Source organism: Streptomyces sp. Ru62 (genome assembly GCF_002920615.1).
Taxonomy (GTDB): domain Bacteria; phylum Actinomycetota; class Actinomycetes; order Streptomycetales; family Streptomycetaceae; genus Streptomyces.
On the sequence record NZ_PQSU01000019.1, the window covers coordinates 12,949 to 31,566 of the forward strand.

General features: G+C 71.0%; 14 protein-coding genes. 4 read left to right on the forward strand and 10 right to left on the reverse strand.

Translation table 11 applies throughout. From position 1 onward, the window contains the following. Positions 1–90: 90 nt before the first annotated feature. From C3492_RS25270 to C3492_RS25280, 3 genes are all read left to right on the forward strand, one after another. Positions 91–1,377 carry a ribonuclease D gene (locus tag C3492_RS25270; protein WP_181140542.1) on the forward strand — a complete coding sequence of 429 codons (1,287 nt, stop codon included), beginning with the start codon at positions 91–93 and terminating at the stop codon, positions 1,375–1,377. A 364-nt stretch (positions 1,378–1,741) separates the two neighbouring features. Beyond that, entirely contained in the window at positions 1,742–2,959 is a 1,218-nt protein-coding gene (locus tag C3492_RS25275) for an acetyl-CoA C-acyltransferase (protein ID WP_030645080.1), read from the forward strand. Next, a complete protein-coding gene (locus C3492_RS25280; protein WP_103814326.1) occupies positions 2,956–5,085 on the forward strand; it encodes a 3-hydroxyacyl-CoA dehydrogenase NAD-binding domain-containing protein in 2,130 nt (709 codons plus the stop codon). Before C3492_RS25275 ends, C3492_RS25280 begins: the two co-directional genes overlap by 4 nt. 253 nt (positions 5,086–5,338) lie before the next feature. Here the strand turns inward: C3492_RS25280 and C3492_RS25290 are convergent, their stop codons facing one another. Together C3492_RS25290 and C3492_RS25295 are read right to left on the reverse strand one after the other, a co-directional pair. Continuing rightward, complete coding sequence (locus tag C3492_RS25290) at positions 5,339–5,731, reverse strand: hypothetical protein (RefSeq protein ID WP_103814520.1); 393 nt, start codon at positions 5,729–5,731, stop codon at positions 5,339–5,341. A 10-nt stretch (positions 5,732–5,741) separates the two neighbouring features. Further along, a complete protein-coding gene (locus tag C3492_RS25295) occupies positions 5,742–6,758 on the reverse strand; it encodes a hypothetical protein (RefSeq protein ID WP_103814328.1) in 1,017 nt (338 codons plus the stop codon). A 73-nt stretch (positions 6,759–6,831) separates the two neighbouring features. Here C3492_RS25295 and C3492_RS25300 point away from each other — a divergent pair, with 73 nt between their 5' ends. Beyond that, complete coding sequence (locus C3492_RS25300) at positions 6,832–7,227, forward strand: NTP pyrophosphohydrolase (protein WP_103814330.1); 396 nt, start codon at positions 6,832–6,834, stop codon at positions 7,225–7,227. A 239-nt stretch (positions 7,228–7,466) separates the two neighbouring features. Here C3492_RS25300 and C3492_RS25305 read toward each other — a convergent pair whose 3' ends face one another. The 8 genes from C3492_RS25305 to C3492_RS25340 form a co-directional block, all read right to left on the reverse strand. Further along, positions 7,467–8,921: a glycosyltransferase family 39 protein gene (locus C3492_RS25305; protein WP_103814332.1), complete on the reverse strand. Its 1,455-nt coding sequence runs from the start codon at positions 8,919–8,921 to the stop codon at positions 7,467–7,469. Between the two features lie 71 nt (positions 8,922–8,992). Next, positions 8,993–10,513, reverse strand: coding sequence for an amino acid permease (locus C3492_RS25310; protein WP_103814334.1), 1,521 nt, complete (start codon positions 10,511–10,513; stop codon positions 8,993–8,995). Positions 10,514–10,651: 138 nt separating this feature from the next. After that, positions 10,652–12,580 carry a 1-deoxy-D-xylulose-5-phosphate synthase gene (gene dxs / locus C3492_RS25315; protein WP_103814336.1) on the reverse strand — a complete coding sequence of 643 codons (1,929 nt, stop codon included), beginning with the start codon at positions 12,578–12,580 and terminating at the stop codon, positions 10,652–10,654. A 193-nt stretch (positions 12,581–12,773) separates the two neighbouring features. After that, complete coding sequence (locus tag C3492_RS25320; RefSeq protein ID WP_103814338.1) at positions 12,774–14,054, reverse strand: sugar ABC transporter permease; 1,281 nt, start codon at positions 14,052–14,054, stop codon at positions 12,774–12,776. Continuing rightward, the gene (locus tag C3492_RS25325) at positions 14,051–14,842 is read right to left on the reverse strand and encodes an ATP-binding cassette domain-containing protein (RefSeq protein WP_031095404.1); all 792 of its coding nucleotides are present in this window, start codon (positions 14,840–14,842) and stop codon (positions 14,051–14,053) included. Before C3492_RS25325 ends, C3492_RS25320 begins: the two co-directional genes overlap by 4 nt. A 197-nt stretch (positions 14,843–15,039) precedes the next feature. Beyond that, complete coding sequence (locus C3492_RS25330) at positions 15,040–16,113, reverse strand: sugar ABC transporter substrate-binding protein (RefSeq protein WP_258055877.1); 1,074 nt, start codon at positions 16,111–16,113, stop codon at positions 15,040–15,042. 169 nt (positions 16,114–16,282) lie between these two features. Then, the gene (locus C3492_RS25335; protein ID WP_103814344.1) at positions 16,283–17,482 is read right to left on the reverse strand and encodes an ROK family transcriptional regulator; all 1,200 of its coding nucleotides are present in this window, start codon (positions 17,480–17,482) and stop codon (positions 16,283–16,285) included. Positions 17,483–17,688: 206 nt separating this feature from the next. Continuing rightward, positions 17,689–18,615, reverse strand: a complete 927-nt coding sequence (locus C3492_RS25340; RefSeq protein ID WP_103814346.1) for a carbohydrate ABC transporter permease — start codon at positions 18,613–18,615, stop codon at positions 17,689–17,691. Positions 18,616–18,618 lie beyond the last annotated feature (3 nt).

The window sequence follows — 18,618 nt, forward strand, 5'->3', positions numbered from 1 at the left end:
GCCCCGAGCTGACTGGTTTACGCCCCTCTCGCGCCCGTCGACGGAACGTTCCGTCGACGGGCGCGGTCCACACACGGATACCCTTGACAGGTGACCGACGCCCAAGACACCGCAGCAGACAGTTCCCTGCGCACCACCGGGGGCACCCCTCCGGACGACGCAGGTTCTTCTGTGATGGGGGCGCCGACTCCTTTGCTCGAACCCCGCGAGGGCATTCCGCCGGTGATCGCCGACGAGGCGGCCCTCGACCGGGTGATCGCCGCCTTCGCCGCCGGCACCGGCCCGGTCGCCGTGGACGCCGAGCGCGCCTCCGGCTACCGCTACGGGCAGCGCGCCTACCTGGTGCAGCTGCGGCGCGAGGGCGCCGGGACCGCGCTGATCGACCCCGTCGCCTGCCCCGACCTCTCCGGTCTCGGCGAGGCGCTGTCCGGCGTCGAGTGGGTGCTGCACGCGGCCACCCAGGACCTGCCGTGCCTGCGCGAGATAGGCATGGTCCCGAGCCGCCTGTTCGACACCGAGCTGGCAGGCCGGCTCGCGGGCTTCCCCCGGGTCGGTCTCGGCGCCATGGTGGAGGGCGTCCTCGGCTTCGTCCTGGAGAAGGGCCACTCCGCCGTCGACTGGTCGACCCGCCCGCTGCCCGAGCCCTGGCTGCGGTACGCGGCGCTCGACGTCGAACTGCTCGTCGACCTGCGGGACGCCCTGGAGAAGGAGCTGGACCGGCAGGGGAAGCTGGAGTGGGCCCTCCAGGAGTTCGACGCGATCGCGTCGGCGCCGCCGGCCGAGCCGCGCAAGGACCCCTGGCGGCGCACGTCCGGGATGCACAAGGTGCGCCGGCGCCGGCAGCTCGCGGTCGTGCGCGAGCTGTGGCAGACGCGGGACCGGATCGCGCAGCGGCGGGACGTGTCGCCGGGGAAGGTGCTGAGCGACACGGCCATCGTGGAGGCGGCGCTGGCCCTGCCGGGCAATGTGCACGTCCTCGCCGGGCTGAACGGGTTCGGGCACCGGATGGGGCGGCGGCAGCTTGAGCAGTGGCAGGCCGCGGTGGACCGGGCCAAGGCCCTTCCCGACAGTGCGCTGCCGCAGCCGGGCCAGCCGGTGACGGGGCCTCCGCCGCCGCGTGCCTGGGCCGACAAGGATCCGGCCGCCGCGGCCCGGCTGTCCGCCGCCCGGGCGGGGGTGACCGCGCTGGCCGAGCGGCTCACCATGCCTCAGGAGAACGTGATCTCCCCGGACACGGTGCGGCGGATCTGCTGGGAGCCGCCGGCGTCCGTCGACGAGGATTCGGTGGGTGCCGCGCTGGCCGGGTACGGCGCGCGGCCCTGGCAGATCGAACTGGTCACGCCGGTGCTGGTCGACGCGCTCTCGGCGAAGGCCTGAGTCGCCGGGAGCGACGTCGAGATCGCGCCAAGATCCTGGGAAGGCCTGGACCAAGATCCTGGGAAGGCCTGGAGAGGAAGGCGAACGATCGGCGACCGGCGGTTGCGAGGGCCCGACGCCTGTCCGTCAGGAGGATCCACAGCGGCGTCCCGCTTGACCGCCATAAGGGGGTGCGGGGCCGTCGTGGCTGGTCGCGCGGTTCCCCATGCCCGTTGCGGGGCGCTCGACGGGCCGGTGTCGAGGATGTGACCTTCGCCGCTCCGTCCTTCCGGGGTGTGCAGCTACGTTACTCATAAGTAGCATGGTCCTGAGCGCGCGCTCAGCGCAACGCAGCAGTGCCATCCCGCACAGGAGGAGAGCCATCGTGCCTCGTACCGTCAGGGACGTCGTCTTCGTCGACGGCGTCCGTACCCCGTTCGGCAAGGCGGGCCCGAAGGGCATCTACCACGAGACCCGCGCCGACGACCTCGTCGTGAAGGCGATCCGGGAGCTGCTGCGCCGCAACCCCGGCCTGGACCCGAAGAAGATCGACGAGGTCGCCATCGCGGCGACCACCCAGATCGGTGACCAGGGTCTGACCCTGGGGCGTACCGCCGGCATCCTCGCGGGTCTGCCGCAGTCCGTGCCCGGTTACTCCATCGACCGCATGTGCGCCGGCGCGCTGACCGCCGTGACGACCACCGCCGGTTCGATCGCCTTCGGCGCCTACGACGCCGTCATCGCCGGTGGTGTCGAGCACATGGGCCGCCACCCCATGGGCGAGGGCGTCGACCCGAACCCGCGGTTCGTGAGCGAGAAGCTGGTGGACGAGTCGGCCCTGTTCATGGGCATGACCGCGGAGAACCTGCACGACCGCTACCCGCAGATCACCAAGCTGCGCGCCGACGAGTACGCGGTGCGCTCGCAGGAGAAGGCCGCCAAGGCGTACGCCAACGGCAAGATCCAGCAGGACCTGGTGCCGATCTCGGTGCGCCGGACCAACCCGGAGGCCGGTGAGACCGGCTGGGGCCTGGTCACCGCCGACGAGCCGATGCGCCCGGGGACCACGCTGGAGAACCTGGCGAACCTCAAGACGCCGTTCCGTGTGCACGGCCGGGTCACCGCCGGCAACGCGGCCGGTCTGAACGACGGCGCCACCGCATCGATCATCGCGAGCGAGGACTTCGCCCGCGAGAACGGCCTGCCGGTCAAGATGCGCCTGGTGTCGTACGCCTTCGCGGGCGTCGAGCCGGAGGTCATGGGCTACGGCCCGATCCCGGCCACGGAGAAGGCCCTCGCCAAGGCGGGCCTGTCCATCTCCGACATCGGCCTGTTCGAGATCAACGAGGCCTTCGCCGTGCAGGTGCTGGCCTTCCTCGACCACTACGGCATCGCGGACGACGACGAGCGCGTCAACCAGTACGGCGGCGCCATCGCCTTCGGCCACCCGCTGGCCTCCTCCGGCGTCCGCCTGATGACGCAGCTGGCCCGCCAGTTCGAGGAGCAGCCGCACGTCCGCTACGGCCTGACCACCATGTGCGTCGGCTTCGGCATGGGCGCGACGGTCATCTGGGAGAACCCGCACTTCGAGGGGGACAAGTGAGCACCACCGCCGAGCTTCTGAAGCAGGCCTCGGACCTGTTCCCCGACGAGGTCGTCACCAGTGCGCACGTACGCCACTTCGACCTCCCCTTCGGCGCGGGCCGCTTCGCGCTGATCACGCTGGACAACGGCCTGGACCACACCAAGCCGACCACCTTCGGCCCCGCCTCGCTCGCGAACCTCAACACCGCGATCGACCAGGTGGAGAAGGAGGCCGCGGACGGCGGCATCGTCGGTGTCGGCATCACCGGCAAGCCGTTCATCTTCGCGGTCGGCGCCGACCTCAAGGGCGTCGAGCTGCTGAAGGAGCACGAGCACGCGCTCGCCATCGGCAAGGGCGGCCACGAGGTCTTCAAGCGCCTCGCGGGCCTGGCCGTGCCGACCTTCGCCTACTACAACGGTGCCGCCATGGGCGGTGGCGTCGAAGTCGGCCTGCACTGCACCTACCGCACCGTCTCCAAGGCGATCCCGGCGTTCTCGCTGCCCGAGGTCTTCCTCGGCCTGGTGCCCGGCTGGGGCGGCTGCACCCTGCTGCCGAACCTGATCGGCGCCGAGAAGGCCATCTCGGTCGTCATCGAGAACTCGCTCAACCAGAACAAGCAGCTCAAGGGCCAGCAGGTCTTCGACCTCGGGATCGCGGACGCGATCTTCGAGGGCGCCGACTTCCTGGAGCAGTCGCTGATCTGGACCGCGCAGGTGCTCAAGGGCGACGTCAAGGTGGAGCGCCCGGTGATCGACCGCGGCGAGGCCTGGGACCAGGCCGTCGCCAAGGGCCGGTTCATCGCGGACTCCAAGGTGCACGGCGCAGCCCCGGCCGCCTACCGCGCCCTCGACATCATCGCCGCCGCGAAGAACGAGGACCTCCAGCAGGGCTTCGACGCCGAGGACCAGGCCCTCGCCGACCTGATCATGGGCGGTGAACTGCGCGCCGGCATCTACGCGTTCAACCTGGTGCAGAAGCGCGGCAAGCGTCCCGCCGGCGCCCCGGACAAGAACCTGGCGCGCCCGGTCACCAAGGTGGGCGTGGTCGGCGCGGGCCTCATGGCCTCGCAGCTGGCGCTCCTGTTCCTGCGCCGCCTTGAGGTGCCGGTCGTGCTGACCGACATCGACCAGGAGCGGGTCGACAAGGGCGTGGGCTACGTCCACGCCGAGATCGACAAGCTGCTCGGCAAGGGCCGGATCAACCAGGACAAGGCCAACCGCCTCAAGGCGCTGGTGACCGGTGTCCTGGACAAGGCCGAGGGCTTCTCCGACGCGGACTTCGTCATCGAGGCCGTGTTCGAGGAGATCGGTGTCAAGCAGCAGGTGTTCGCGGAGGTCGAGGCGGTCGCCCCGGCGCACGCGATCCTCGCCACCAACACCTCGTCCCTGTCGGTGACGGAGATGGCGTCGAAGCTCAAGCACCCCGAGCGGGTCGTGGGCTTCCACTTCTTCAACCCGGTGGCCGTCCTGCCGCTGCTGGAGATCGTCCGCGGCGAGAAGACCGACGACGCGTCCCTCGCGACCGCGTTCGCCGTCGCCAAGAAGCTGAAGAAGACCGCGGTGCTGGTCAAGGACGCCCCGGCGTTCGTCGTGAACCGCATCCTGACCCGCTTCATGGGCGAGATCCAGAACGTCATCGACGAGGGCACCCCGGTCGAGGTCGCCGAGAAGGCCGTCGAGCCGCTCGGTCTGCCGATGTCCCCGCTGGTGCTGCTGGAACTGGTCGGCCCCGCCATCGGTCTGCACGTCTCCGAGACGCTGCACGGCGCGTTCCCGGACCGCTTCACCGTCTCCCCGAACCTCAAGGCGGTCGTGGAGGCGGGCAAGCGCGGCTTCTACGTCTACGACAGCGGCAAGCCGGAGCTGGACCCGGAGGTCGCCGCGCTGCTGAAGCAGGGCGATGTCGTGCTGACCGAGGAGCAGGTGCGGGCGCGGGTGCTGGACGCGGTGGCGCAGGAGATCGGGCTCATGCTCGACGAGGGCGTCGTCGCGGAGGCCCAGGACATCGACCTGTGCCTGATCACGGGCGCCGGCTGGCCCTTCCACCTGGGCGGCATCACGCCGTACCTGGACCGTGAGGGTGTCAGCGAGCGCGTCAACGGCAAGCGGTTCCTGGCTCCGGGCGTGGCGAGCGTCCCGGCGTGACGCCCCACCGGTGAACGCCGGGTGCCCGCACTCCTGCCGGGGTGCGGGCACCCGGCGTTTCCGGGGGCCGTCCGGGCTAGGTCCTGTCGTCAAACTCCCGTCGTCCGCCCGGAGGGCGGGCCGTGCGGCGTCAGGTGCGTGCTCTCGCCGTGCCGGCCACAGGCCCTCGTACTGGGCGTACTCGGGTCTGGGGCCGGTGCGGCGAGAGTGCGTGCATGGCGTCGCGCGGCAGACGGGAGTTTGACGACAGGGCCTAGGCCCCGGCGGGGCGGCCGTCCTCGACGTGGACGACGTGGAGGTCCCTGCCGTCCCGGTCGCGGCGGGAGCGCCCGAGCATGCCCACGGCCAGGTGCGAGGGGTCCTCGGAGTCCTCCAGGGCGACGAAGGTGACGACGTCCGGATGGTGGCCCGTCACCAGCCAGCCCTCGCCGTTCTTCAGTTCGAGCACCCGGAAGTCGCCCGCCGGACCGCCCACGCTCACGGGGCCGTACGCGCGCAGGATCTCGGTGGCCCGGTCGGCGAGCCCTCCCCCGGGCTCCTCCAGCACCACGCACGTGCCGTGCTCGAACAGCACCCACGGCTTTCCGGATCCGGCGAGGAGACGCCGCCAGGCGTCGATGAGTGTCTCGGTGTCCACGACGGCCATCATGGCGCACTCAGACCTCCCGCCACGCCTCCAGGGCCAGTCCCGGCTCGTCCTTGCGCCGGGTCAGCAGGAGCCGTCCGGTCGACGGGGACAACGTTGCCGCCACCACCCGGCCCTCCTCGTCCGCCGCCAGGGACACCAGCGCGTCCAGCGGGAGTTCGGGGCCCGACTCGGTCCACCAGGCGCCCGCCGACTCCAGCTCGGTCGGATACGCGGCGAAGGCGACACGGCGGCTCTCGGTCCGCTGGACCAGCAGGGTGCAGTCATGGCCGTCCAGGTCGCAGCGGACCGCAGAGACCGGGCCGGGGCCGGCCGCGGGCAGCACGGCGACCGGCTCGTCGCCCGGACGCCAGGCGCACAGGTCGCCGGAGGTGCCGGTGTAGAAGACGGTCGTACGCTCCGGAGAGGTGGCCAGGGCGCGCAGGGTGCCCGGCCGGACCGGTGCCTGCAGCGCCTCCTGGAGCACGGGCTGGGCGCCCGGCTCCTCCTGACGCCAGTACAGCAGGCCCTGCGGGACCGCCGCGTACAGCTCGACCCGGCCGGACTCCCCCGTGACCGCCGCGAGTCCGTCCTGGACCTCCTTGCCCTTCAGGTCCCGCCAGGGGTCCCAGCCGCCCTTCTCCTTCTGGGCGAGCATGCTGACCCCGCCGCCCCTGTTGCGGACGAAGACGTGGGCGCGGCCCTGGGCGTCCACCGCGACGGCGGGCGTGCCGGTGCGGTCGCCCTTCTTGTCCGGGTGACCGACCGGGTGCCAGTCCAGGGCCGCCAGGTGCGGGCGGAAGTGCGTGGAGTGCACCAGCCCGGACTCGCCCTTCACGGTGGGCCGCCAGGAGACCAGGTGGGCGTAGCCGTCGGCGCCCTGGCCGACGGCCAGGACGGTGTGCAGTTTCTGTTCGCCGCCCACCTTGCGCGGGGCGGACCAGGGGCCGCGGGTGCCGCGCTCCGCCCGGCACAGGACGGCGTCGCCCGACAGCTGGTAGACACTGAGGCGGCCGTCTCGGCCGCGGAGGAGCCAGTCGCCGTTCACCGGTTCACTTTAAGCCGCTCGGTACCGGCCCCGGGGCCCGGCCCCCGGCCACGGTCATGGGACCCTGGGCTCCATGACCGACCCCCGCGACCCCGTTTCCCCCGCCCCCTCCCCCCTGCTCGTCGTGGTGGACGGCGCGAACGTCGTCGGGTCGCGGCCCGACGGCTGGTGGCGGGACCGCAAGGGGGCGGCCGAGCGGCTGCGGGACCGGCTGGCGGGTGAGGGCCTGCCCGGGCAACCGGGGCCCGTGGAGATCGTGCTCGTGGTCGAGGGCGCGGCCCGGGGCGTGGCATCCGTACCGGGTGTGCGGGTGGAGTCGGCGCCGGGCAGCGGGGACGACCTGATCGTGGAGCTGACCGCGGGGCACGCCGGCCGGCCCCGCCTGGTGGTGACCGCCGACCGCGAACTGCGCCGCCGCGTGACGGCCCTGGGCGCGGAGGTGGCGGGTCCCCGTACGATCCTCGGCTGAGCGGCGCCCTCCGTTCATGGGGCCAGGGAGGTCCCCCGCCGGCACCTGGCCACCGCCGTCCGACGGCACCGGGCCCGGAGCCGGGAGGGCCCGTCGCGGTCCGCGGGCAGCCCACGGCGCTCGGGAGGCCACCACCGACCCGCCCGCCGCGGCCGACGCACCTCCGCCCAGCCGCGCCCCGCTGTCCCGGGCCCAGCACACGGTACGACTCCGGAGTACGCCCGCCGACGCCCCCGCCGTCAACCTTCCGGGACCCGGGCGTACAGGACCGCGCCGTCCACCCTGGCCACCTCCGTGTAACGCGCCGTCAGCAGGCGGTGGAGGGTGGGGAGGCGGGCGGGGGCGTACGGCTTGCCGCGGGAGTCGTCGACGACCAGGGCGGGGGCGTGCGCGGTCATCTCGCGCCGGAAGACCGGCCAGGCACCGGCGACGGCGTACTTCTCGCCGACCTGGGGGCCGTCCCGGCCGCCGCTGTAGTTGGTGAGCAGACCCGCGGTGAGGTACCGGGTGGCGGGGGTGCGGCCGGCCAGCCAGTACGCCTCCGGGTGTATCCCCCAGACGAGGACCCGGTCGGCGGGTGCCGTGCGGTGCGTGAGGGCCGCCGCCAGCCGTTCGGCGTGCGCGAGTTCGGGGCGCGGGGCGAACAGGCCCCAGCCGACGAAGAGGGCGCAGCAGCAGGCCGAGGTGAGCACGGCGGCCGGGTGCCCGTCCCGGGGCAGGACGTGCAGCGCGGCGGTGGCCAGCAGGGCGAGCGGCGGGATGAGTTGCAGGTAGTAGTGGCCGAAGAAGTGGCAGCCGAGGGCCACCGCGACCGCCGAGGAGGCCAGCCACAGCCACAGCCACACCTCGGCCGCTCCGGCGCGGGCGCCCCGCAGCGCCCGTACGACCGGCGGGAGCAGCCCCGCCGACGCCACCGCCAGGATCGCGGTGTTGGTCAGCGCGCGGGCCAGGACGTGGAGTTCGGAGCCGGTGACGGAGGCGTAGGCGGCGGAGCCGGTCACCGTCCAGAACAGGAAGCCGGCCGGGTCGGTCGCCAGGGCCGCGCCGAGCACGGGCGCGGCGCAGCCGGCCGCGAGCCGTGGCAGGCCCGCGCGGCTGCCGCCCCGCTGGTGCAGCAGCCAGGCCACCGGCAGCAGCACCGCGCCGCCGGTCTGCTTGGTGAGGAACGCGGCGGCGACGGCGACCCCGGCGGCGCCCCAGCGCCCCCGGTCGGCGCACCACAGGGCGGCGACCGTCCAGGGCAGTATGAACACCTCGAAGGTGGCGGCCTGCGCGTCCTCGGGATTGAGCCCGACGGAGACCAGCAGGTACAGCACCCCTGCGGTGCGCCCGGCGCGCTCGCCCCAGCGGCGGCGGGCCAGGGAGGCCAGCAGCACGGCGGTGAGCAGCTGGGCGAGGACGGCGAGCACCCGCAGCGGGGTCAGGGAGCCGGAGCCGCAGAGCGCGAACGCGGCCTGGTAGAGCCAGGGCAGCAGCGGCGGCTTGCGGTCCACGACGGTGTCGTACAGCTCCCCGCCCTGGGCGAGCAGCCTCGCCTGTACGGCGAGGAAGCCCTCGTCCGGGTTCCACAGCGGCCGGCGGAAGGACGGGATCCGGGTGACGCAGGCCAGGGTCGCCAGGAGGGGCAGCAGCCGCGCCCAGTACGCCGTCCGGGTGACCGTGGTCCGTGCGGGGGCGAGCGGGGCGGCGAGCATGGTCCGCACGCTATCCGGCCCCGCCGTCCCAGCCGAAGCGGGACATACGGGGCCGGGGCGCGAGTGTGCGGTTACTCGGTCGCCTTCGGCGGGCGCGCGGCTTCGGCGGCCGCGGTCTCCTCGCGCCGGGCGAGGCGGCTGTGCGAGCGGCCGTAGAGGAAGTAGACGAAGAAGCCGATGACCATCCAGATGGCGAACCGGATCCAGGTCTCGGCGGGCAGGTTGAGCATCAGCCACAGCGAGGCGCACACGGAGAGGATCGGGACGACCGGGACCCACGGGGTGCGGAAGGCGCGGTGCAGGTCCGGGCGGGACTTGCGCAGGATGATGACGCTGAGGGCGACGACGACGAACGCGAACAGCGTGCCGATGTTCACCAGTTCGGCGAGTTCGCTGAGGCTGGTGAAGCCCGCGACGATCGCGATGACGCCGCCGAGCAGGATGGTGGACCGGTACGGGGTGCGGAACCGCGGGTGGGTGTGGGAGAAGAAGCGGGGCAGCAGCCCGTCACGGCTCATGGCGAAGAAGACCCGGGACTGGCCGAGCAGCAGGATCATGCACACCGTGGTCAGGCCGACGGCGGCGCCGAAGCTGATCAGGCCCGCGTACCAGGGATGCCCGGTGGCCTTGAACGCGTCGGCGAGGGGCGCCTTGATGGACAGCGCGCTGTACTTCTGCATGCCGGTGACGACGATCGACACGGCGACGTACAGGGCGGTGCAGATGATCAGGGAGCCGAGGATGCCGCGCGGGACGTCACGCTGCGGGTTGCGGGTCTCCTCGGCGGCGGTGGCGACGACGTCGAAGCCGATGAACGCGAAGAAGACCACGGAGGCCGCGGTGAAGATGCCCATGACGCCGAAGTCCGAGGGCGCCCAGCCGAACATCAGCTGGATCAGGGGGGCCTTGAGGTTCCCGCCCGCCTCGGCGGGCTGCGCCTTCGGGATGAAGGGGTCGTAGTTGCCGCTCTTCACGAAGAAGGCACCCGCGATGATCACGACGAGGACGACGGCCACCTTGATCGCGACGACCACGGAGGTGACCCGTGCGGACAGCTTCATCCCGATGACGAGGATGGCGGTGAGCACCACGACGAGGGCCGCGGCGAGGATGTCGAAGCCGAAGCCGGTGGCACCGTCCCGGCCGGAGAGGGCCTGGGGCAGGTGCCAGCCCGCGTTGTCGAGCAGCGAGGCTATGTAGCCGGACCATCCGACCGCGACCACGGCCGTGCCGAGGGCCAGTTCCAGTACGAGGTCCCAGCCGATGATCCAGGCGGGGAGTTCGCCGAGCGAGGCGTAGGAGAAGGTGTAGGCGGAGCCCGCCACGGGGACGGTGGAGGCGAACTCGGCGTAGCAGAGGGCGGCGAGCGCGCAGACGACACCGGCCACGACGAAGGACAGCGACACGGCGGGGCCGGCGGTGTTCTTCGCCGCCGTGCCGGTGAGGACGAAGATGCCGGTGCCGATGATGACACCGACGCCGAACACGGTCAGGTCAAGGGCGGTCAGCGACTTCTTGAGCGAGTGTTCGGGTTCCTCGGTGTCCAGGATGGACTGCTCGACGTTCTTCGTCCGGAACAGCGCGTTGCTCACGTACCTACCTCCCACGCTTGTCGTCCTCGACATGATCGAGAGGGCCTGGGTCCGTATTCCCCGGCACAGGCAGGTTCACGCAAACGGGCCGGTTCCGCCACCGGGAGAAGCGGCGGAACCGGCCCGTGGAGGCGTTTTCTAGTCGCGCGCGGGCTCCACCGAGTCCACGGCACCCGCCGTACGGTCGAACCGCCCGTCCAGCTTGGAGACGAGCCCCGTGACCTGGCGGGCGATGTCGGGCGCGGTCAGCCCGATCTCGGCCATGACCTCGGCGCGGGAGGCGTGGTCGAGGAACCGCGGCGGGATGCCGAAGTCGCGCAGCGGCACGTCCACGCCCGCGTCCCTGAGGGCCTGGGCGACGGCGGAGCCGACACCGCCGACGCGGCTGTTGTCCTCGACGGTGACGACGACCCGGTGCCGTTCGGCCAGCGGGGCCATGGCCTCGTCGACCGGCTTGACCCAGCGGGGGTCGACCACGGTGGTGGAGATGCCCTGCTTGTTCAGCGACTCCGCGATCTCCAGGCACATCGGGGCGAGCGCGCCGACGGAGACCAGCAGCACGTCCGGCCGGTCGGTGCCCGGCTCCCGGAGCACGTCCATGCCCCCGATCCGGCCCACGGCGGGTACGGCGGGGCCGACGGCGCCCTTGGAGAAGCGCACCACGGTCGGCGCGTCCTCGACGGCGACGGCCTCGCGCAGCTGGGCCCGCACCTGGTCGGCGTCGCGCGGCGCGGCGAGCCGCAGCCCCGGCACCACCTGGAGGATCGACATGTCCCACATGCCGTTGTGCGAGGCGCCGTCGGTGCCGGTGACGCCGGCCCGGTCGAGCACGAAGGTGACGCCGCACTTGTGCAGGGCCACGTCCATGAGGACCTGGTCGAAGGCGCGGTTGAGGAAGGTGGCGTACACGGCGAAGACCGGGTGGAGCCCGGCGTACGCGAGGCCCGCGGCGGAGACGGCGCCGTGCTGCTCGGCGATCCCGACGTCGTACACCCGCTCGGGGAAACGCTTGGCGAACTTGTCGAGACCCACGGGCTGGAGCATGGCCGCCGTGATGGCGACGACGTCCTCGCGCTCCTCGCCGAGCTTGACCATCTCCTCGCCGAAGACCGAGGTCCAGTCGGCGCCGGAGGACGCGATCGGCAGCCCGGTGTCGGGGTGGATCTTGCCGACGGCGTGGAACCGGTCGGCCTCGTCCTGAAGGGCGGGCTGGTAGCCGCGGCCCTTCTCGGTCAGGCAGTGCACGATGACCGGCCCGCCGAACCGCTTGGCCCGGGCCAGCGCCGACTCCAGCGCCTCGATGTCGTGGCCGTCGATCGGGCCGACGTACTTCAGGCCGAGGTCCTCGAACATGCCCTGGGGGGCGATGAAGTCCTTCAGCCCCTTCTTGGCGCCGTGCAGGGTCTCGTACAGCGGTTTGCCGACGACCGGGGTGCGGTCGAGGATGTCCTTCGTCCGCGCCAGGAAGCGTTCGTAGCCGTCGGTGGTGCGCAGGGTGGCCAGGTGGTTGGCGAGGCCGCCGATGGTGGGGGCGTAGGAGCGCTCGTTGTCGTTGACGACGATGACCAGCGGCCGGTCCTTGGCCTCGGCGATGTTGTTGAGCGCCTCCCAGGCCATACCGCCTGTCAGGGCCCCGTCACCGATGACGGCGACGACATGGCTGTCCCGCCGGCGCAGCTGGTTGGCCTTGGCGATGCCGTCGGCCCAGCCGAGCACGGTGGAGGCGTGGCTGTTCTCGATGACGTCGTGCTCGGACTCGGCCTGCGAGGGGTAGCCCGACAGGCCGCCCTTCATCTTCAGCCGGGAGAAGTCCTGCCGGCCGGTGAGCAGCTTGTGCACGTAGGACTGGTGGCCGGTGTCCCACAGCACCTTGTCCTTCGGGGACTCGAACACCCGGTGCAGGGCGATGGTCAGCTCCACCACACCGAGGTTGGGGCCCAGGTGCCCGCCGGTCTTGGAGACCTCCTGGACGAGGAAGGTCCGGATCTCCTCCGCCAGCTGGTCCAGCTCCTCCAGGCTGAGCCGGTCCAGATCGCGCGGTCCCCTGATGCGGGTCAGCAGCGGCACCCGTGCCTCCTTGCAGTAGAGCTGATCGAGCTGTTGCCGGGCTTGGACGAGTCTAGTGTTCCGTCCGTACGCCCGATGGCCGGGCGGGGGGTCATGACTCACGCGAACGGCTGTACCCGCGCGACCGGCCCGGACACGCCCTTGCCCGGCACCGTGGACGGTGCCGGGCAAGGGCGTGGTGCGTCGGGCGCGCTCAGGCGCGGCCGGCCGACTTCTGGGTCTTGCGGGTGATCGAGTCGATGACGACCGTGGCGAGCAGCACACCACCGGTGATCATGTACTGGATCGGGGTGGCGATGCCCTGGAGGGCGAGGCCGTACTGGATCGACGTGATCACGAGGACACCGAGCAGCGCGTTCCAGGTGCGGCCCCGGCCGCCGAAGAGGCTGGTGCCGCCGATGACGGCCGCGGCGATGACGTTCATCAGCAGGTCGCCGGAGCCGGCGCTCTGGTTGGCGGCAGCGATCTTGGAGGCCCAGAACAGGCCGCCGACCGAGGCGAAGAAGCCCGCGATGGCGAAGACCGAGACGCGCACCAGGGTGACGTTGATACCGGCGCGGCGGGACGCCTCCACGCTGCCGCCGAGCGCGAAGACCTTGCGGCCGTAGGCGGTGCGGCGCAGCACGAAGTCGCTGCCGACCAGGACGACCGCGAAGAGCAGCACCGCGAGCGGCAGGCCCTTGTACTGGTTGAACATGACCGCGACGGCGAACGCGGCGACCGCGAGCAGCACGGTGCGCAGGATGATGTCGCTGAGCGGGCGGGACGGGATGCCCGCGAGCGCGCGGCGGCGGTTGCCGAGGAAGGCCGACAGGAAGTATCCGGCGACCGCGACGAAGGCCAGGAGGTAGGCGGCGGCCACGTCCGAGAAGTAGTACGTGGTGAGCTTGCCGACCACGCCGTCGCCGTCGAGGTTGATCGTGCCGTTCGAGCCCAGGATCTGGAGCATGAAGCCGTTCCAGAACAGCAGACCGGCCAGGGTCACCGCGAAGGCGGGCGCGCCGATCCGGGCGAAGAAGAAGCCGTGCAGGGCACCGATGACCGCACCGGCGGCGAGGGCGGCGAGGACGGCGAGCCACTCGTTGACGCCGTGCGTGACGCTCATCACGGCGGTGATCGCCGAGGAGACACCGGAGACGGAGCCGACGGATAGGTCGATCTCGCCGAGCAGCAGCACGAAGATGATGCCGACCGACATCATGCCGGTGGCCACCATGGCGACGAAGATGTTGTTGAGGTTCTCCGCGCCGAGGAAGGCGGAGTTCAGGCTCTGGAAGATCGCGCAGATGACGATGAGGCCGACCACGACCGGCAGGGCGCCGAGGTCGCCGGCGCGCATCTTGCGCTTGAACTCGGTGACGTAGCCCGCGAAGCCCTGTTCGCGCACGAGCAGGCGTGGGTCGACGGCGGGGGCGGCGTCGGCCGCGACGGCGGGCGCGTCGACGGGCTCGGCCTGGGTCTTGTCGATGCTCACTTCTGAGCCTCCGCGGTGGTGCGCGCCGCACGACGGGTCACGGCGTTGTCCGTGGCGCCGGTGATGGCGGAGATGATCTCTTCCTGCGAGGTCGTCTTGACCTCGAACACGCCGTTGTTGCGACCGAGCCGCAGGACGGCGACCTTGTCGGCGACGGCCTTCACGTCGGCCATGTTGTGGCTGATGAGGATGACCGCGAGTCCGCGCTCGCGCAGCCGCTCGACGAGGTCGAGGACCTGGGCGGTCTGCTCGACGCCGAGGGCGGCGGTCGGCTCGTCCAGGATGACCAGCTTGGGCTCGCCGAGCATGGAGCGGGCGATGGCCACGACCTGGCGCTGACCGCCGGAGAGCGAAGCGATCGGGATGCGGACGCTGGGGATGCGGATGGAGAGCGTCTGGAGCAGCTCGCGCGAGCGGCGCTCCATCTCGACCTCGTCCAGGACACCGCGCCGCTTGATCTCACGGCCGAGGAACAGGTTGCCGACGACGTCGATGTTGTCGCACAGGGCGAGGTCCTGGTAGACCGTCGCGATGCCCAGGTTCTGGGCGTCGTGCGGCCGGTTGACCGTGACGGGGTTGCCCTCCCACTCGATGACACCGTCATCGATGGGGTGCACACCCGCGATCGTCTTGACAAGGGTGGACTTGCCGGCGCCGTTGTCGCCGACGAGGGCAACCACCTCTCCGGCGTGGACCTCAAGCTCTACGTCGGTGAGCGCCTGAACGGCACCGAATCGCTTGGAGACCCCGCGCAACGCCAGCACAGGCGTAGCGGACACGTGAACCATCTCCTTCGCCGCCCGAGCCTGACCCCGGCGGGAGGTTGAACATGAAGAGTGAGGGGCGTTCCGTCCGGCGCCCCGCCGTTGTGCTGCGGGGCTGTCGGCGGCGGGGCGCCGGACGTGCCGGCACGGGGCGCGCGGACAGTGGGCGCGCGCCTCCCGTGCAGGCCGGTGGGACCGCCGCCGAGGCGGCCCCTGGGGTGTCAGCTCAGGCCGAGCTTGTCGCAGGCGGCCTTGTACTTGGCCGTGCAGATCTCGTTGACCGTGTAGTAACCCTGCTTGATGACCGTGTCCTTGATGTTGTCCTTCGTCAGCGAGACTACCGGGACGATGACGGACGGAATGCCCTTCTCGGTACCGCTGTCGACGGTGGTGGTGCCGAGCGAGCTGTCGACCTTGCCGGTCTTGGCGATCGAGACGGCCATCTTGGCGACGGTCTCGGCCTCCTGCGGGTACGACTTGAAGACGCTCATGTACTGCTCGCCCGTCACGATGCGCTGCACGCCCGCGAGCTCGGCGTCCTGGCCGGTGACCGGGGGAAGCTTCTTGAGGCCCGCGCCCTTGAGCGCGGTGATGACGCCGCCCGCCATGCCGTCGTTGGCGGAGTAGACGCCGATGATCTTGTCCTTGCCGAGGGCGGAAATGGCGCCCTCCATGTTGGCGTTGGCGTTCTCCGGCTTCCACTCCTTGGTGTCGTACTCCTTGCCGACGTTCACCTTGCCGTCGAGGACGTCGTGCGCGCCCTTCTTGAACTGCGCGGCGTTCGGGTCGGTCACGGAGCCGTTCATCATGACGATCTTGCCGGACTTGGCCTTGCCGCCCAGGGCCTTCAGCAGGGCCTCACCCTGCGTCTTGCCGACCTCGACGTTGTCGAACGAGGTGTAGGCGGAGATGGGGCCCTCGGCGAGGCGGTCGTAGGCGACGACCGGGATGCCCGCCTCCTTGGCCTTCTTGACGCCCTGCGCGACCGCCTTGTAGTCGACCGCGTCCAGGATCAGCACGTCGACCTTCTTGGTGATCATCGTGTCGATCTGCTGCGACTGGAGGGTCGCGTCCTGCTTGGCGTTGAGGTAGTCGACCTTGCCCTTGCCGTTGGTCAGATCCTTGATCTGCTTCTCGATGATGGGCTTGTCGAACTTCTCGTAGCGGGCGGTCTGGTTCTCCGGCAGGAGCAGACCGACGGTGATGTCGTCACCCTTGTGGGTGGTCGTCTTCCCGCTGTCACCGTTGCCGCCGGACTCCTTCGCGCTGCCGCAGGCGGCGAGCGAGACGGTCATTGCGGTGGCACAGAAAGCAAAGGCAGCACGACGCATGCGCTTGTTCACTCTTCAAACCTCCCTGACGAGGCCGCGTCGTTGCGGCCGAGGTGGCTGGAAGTCAACTCGGCCACACGTGCGACGTCAAGAAGTAAATCCTTAACGAGATGGCAACGGTGCCATCCGTTCTCTAAGTGAAGGCGGGCGCCGCCACGGGCAGCGCACCCTCCAAAAGGGTCGAATCGCCCATCTCGCTGAGGGCGAGGGCGAGCGCTCCGAGCACCTCCGCGCGGCCACCAAGTGCCCCCGGAAGAACGGACAGTTGGCGCGCCGCGCTGGGAATGGCGTAGCGGCCGACGGACTCCCTGATCGGCCCGAGCACCAGCTCACCGGCCTCGGCGAGATCACCGCCGAGGACCACCCTGCTCGGGTTCAGCAGATTGCAGAGATTGGCCACTCCACTTCCGATGTGGCGGCCGACGTCGGCGATCACCCGACGACAGCCCGGGTCACCGTCCCTGGCCAGCCGTACGACGCCCTCCATCGTCAGGCTGGAGCCGTGGCTGGGCTGGAGCAGCGGGAGCACATAGCGCGCCGACGCGAACGTCTCCAGGCAGCCGCGGTTCCCGCAGCGGCAGACCGGGCCGGATTCATCGAGTGTAATATGCCCGATTTCGCCCGCAGTGCCGCCGGGGCCGCGATAGATCTTCCCGTCGATCACCAGACCGGCGCCGACACCGCTCGCGACCTTGATGTAGGCCAGGTCCCGGACGCCCTTGCCACTGCCCCAGACCAGCTCGCCCAGGGCGCCGAGGTTGGCGTCGTTGTCCACGTGGACCGGCACGCCGAGCCGTTCGCGCAGCTCCTCGGCGGGCTTGGTGCCGCCCCAGCCGGGCAGGATCGCGGTCGAGCCGAGCGTGCCCGACTCCACGTCGATGGGACCCGGCACGCCGAGCCCCACGCCGGCCACCTTGGCCCGGTCCACGCCGGTCGCCGCGATCAGCCGGTTGACCAGCTGTTCCGCCCGGTCGAAGCCCTGGTCGGCGGAGGCGTCGACGTCCAGCGGTTCGGCCTCCTCGGCCAGCACCTGGTGGGCGAGGTTACCGACCGCGACCCGTAGGTGGGTGTGCCCGAAGTCGACCCCGATCACGATGCCGGCGTCCCCGCTCAGGCTGACGCTGCGGGCCCGCCGCCCGCCTGCCGAGGTGGGCGTGACCTCGACGGTTCCCCCGTCCTTCAGCTCCCGCACGATGTTGGAGACGGTCGCGGCGGACAGCCCGGTCGTCCGCGCGATCTCCGCCTGTGTGAGGGACCCGGCCAGCCGTACGGCCCGGACCACCCGCTCCAGGTTGGCTCGGTGCAGTGATGACTGCGACCCTGGAGTCTCCACGACGACCTCCTGAGCGCGGGGCCGCTTCGGCGGGGCCCCGTGTATGTCCAACTAGTGAACTCTAAGCTGAGCCGTTCGGGGCGACTCCCGTCAAGAGGTTGAACCGTTTCCGGGTACATGGACACGCCGACGCACACCTCCCCCGAGGAGGGGACGGTGTGCGTTTCCGGGACGACCGCGGGGCCCGGCCCCGCCGGGTCGAGCCCCTATTTGAGCGCCCCCGCGGTCAGTCCCTGCACCACCTGGCGCTGGAAGACGATGTACGCCGCGAGCACCGGCAGCATCGCCATGACCAGGCCCGCGAAGAGTCCCGACCAGTCGCCCTTGTAGCCCTGGCTGGCCGCCAGCTGGACCAGTCCCTGGGTGAGGACCTTCTTGTCGGGGTCGGTGTTGAGCACCGTGGGCAGCATGTACTGGTTCCACTGGCCCAGGAAGTTGAAGATGCCGACGCTGATCAGGCCCGGCTTCGCCATGGGCAGCATGATCTGGAAGAACGTACGCGAGTGCGAGGCGCCGTCGACGAAGGCCGCCTCCGCCACCGAGGTGGGCAGGGTGCGGAAGAACGCCGTGAGGAAGAAGACCGTGAACGGCAGCGAGTAGGCGATGTAGACCAGGATGAGGCCGTGGATCGTGTTCAGCAGCCCCATGTTGTTGACCACGTAGAACAGCGGGACCAGCGCGAGCATGATCGGGAAGCTCATGCCGCCGACGAACAGGTAGTAGACGAAGCGGTTGCCCGGGAAGTCGAAGCGGGCCAGCACGTACGCCGCCATGGAGCCGAGCACCAGGGTGCCGATCAGTGAGCCGCCGACCACCAGGACGGTGTTCAGGAAGTAGTCGCTCATGTTGGCGTCGGTCCACGCCCGCGCCCAGTTGTCGAAGTGCAGCCTGTCGGGCAGGGACCAGGGTGAACCGAAGATGGAGCTGTCGTCCTTGAAGGACGTCATCACGGCCCACACCAGCGGCAGGACCACCATGATCGCCCAGATGACCAGGATGCCGTGGGAGAAGACGTTGAGGACGTTGCCCTCCCTCTTCCGCCCGGGGGACGGCACGGCCGGCGGCACGTCCACCTTGGTCACGCCGGCGCCGGGCTCGGCCGGCAGCGGTGCGGGGGTCTCGGTCGTCTTCATCGC

Excerpts from the sequence above, each read along its gene's own strand:
- C3492_RS25300 (WP_103814330.1), top strand. The coding sequence starts at position 6,832 with ATGACCGACCCCCGCGACCCCGTTTCCCCCGCCCCCTCCCCCCTGCTC.
- C3492_RS25305 (WP_103814332.1), bottom strand. The coding sequence starts at position 8,921 with ATGCTCGCCGCCCCGCTCGCCCCCGCACGGACCACGGTCACCCGGACG.
- C3492_RS25330 (WP_258055877.1), bottom strand. The coding sequence starts at position 16,113 with ATGACCGTCTCGCTCGCCGCCTGCGGCAGCGCGAAGGAGTCCGGCGGC.
- C3492_RS25290 (WP_103814520.1), bottom strand. The coding sequence starts at position 5,731 with ATGGCCGTCGTGGACACCGAGACACTCATCGACGCCTGGCGGCGTCTC.
- C3492_RS25325 (WP_031095404.1), bottom strand. The coding sequence starts at position 14,842 with ATGGTTCACGTGTCCGCTACGCCTGTGCTGGCGTTGCGCGGGGTCTCC.
- C3492_RS25340 (WP_103814346.1), bottom strand. The coding sequence starts at position 18,615 with ATGAAGACGACCGAGACCCCCGCACCGCTGCCGGCCGAGCCCGGCGCC.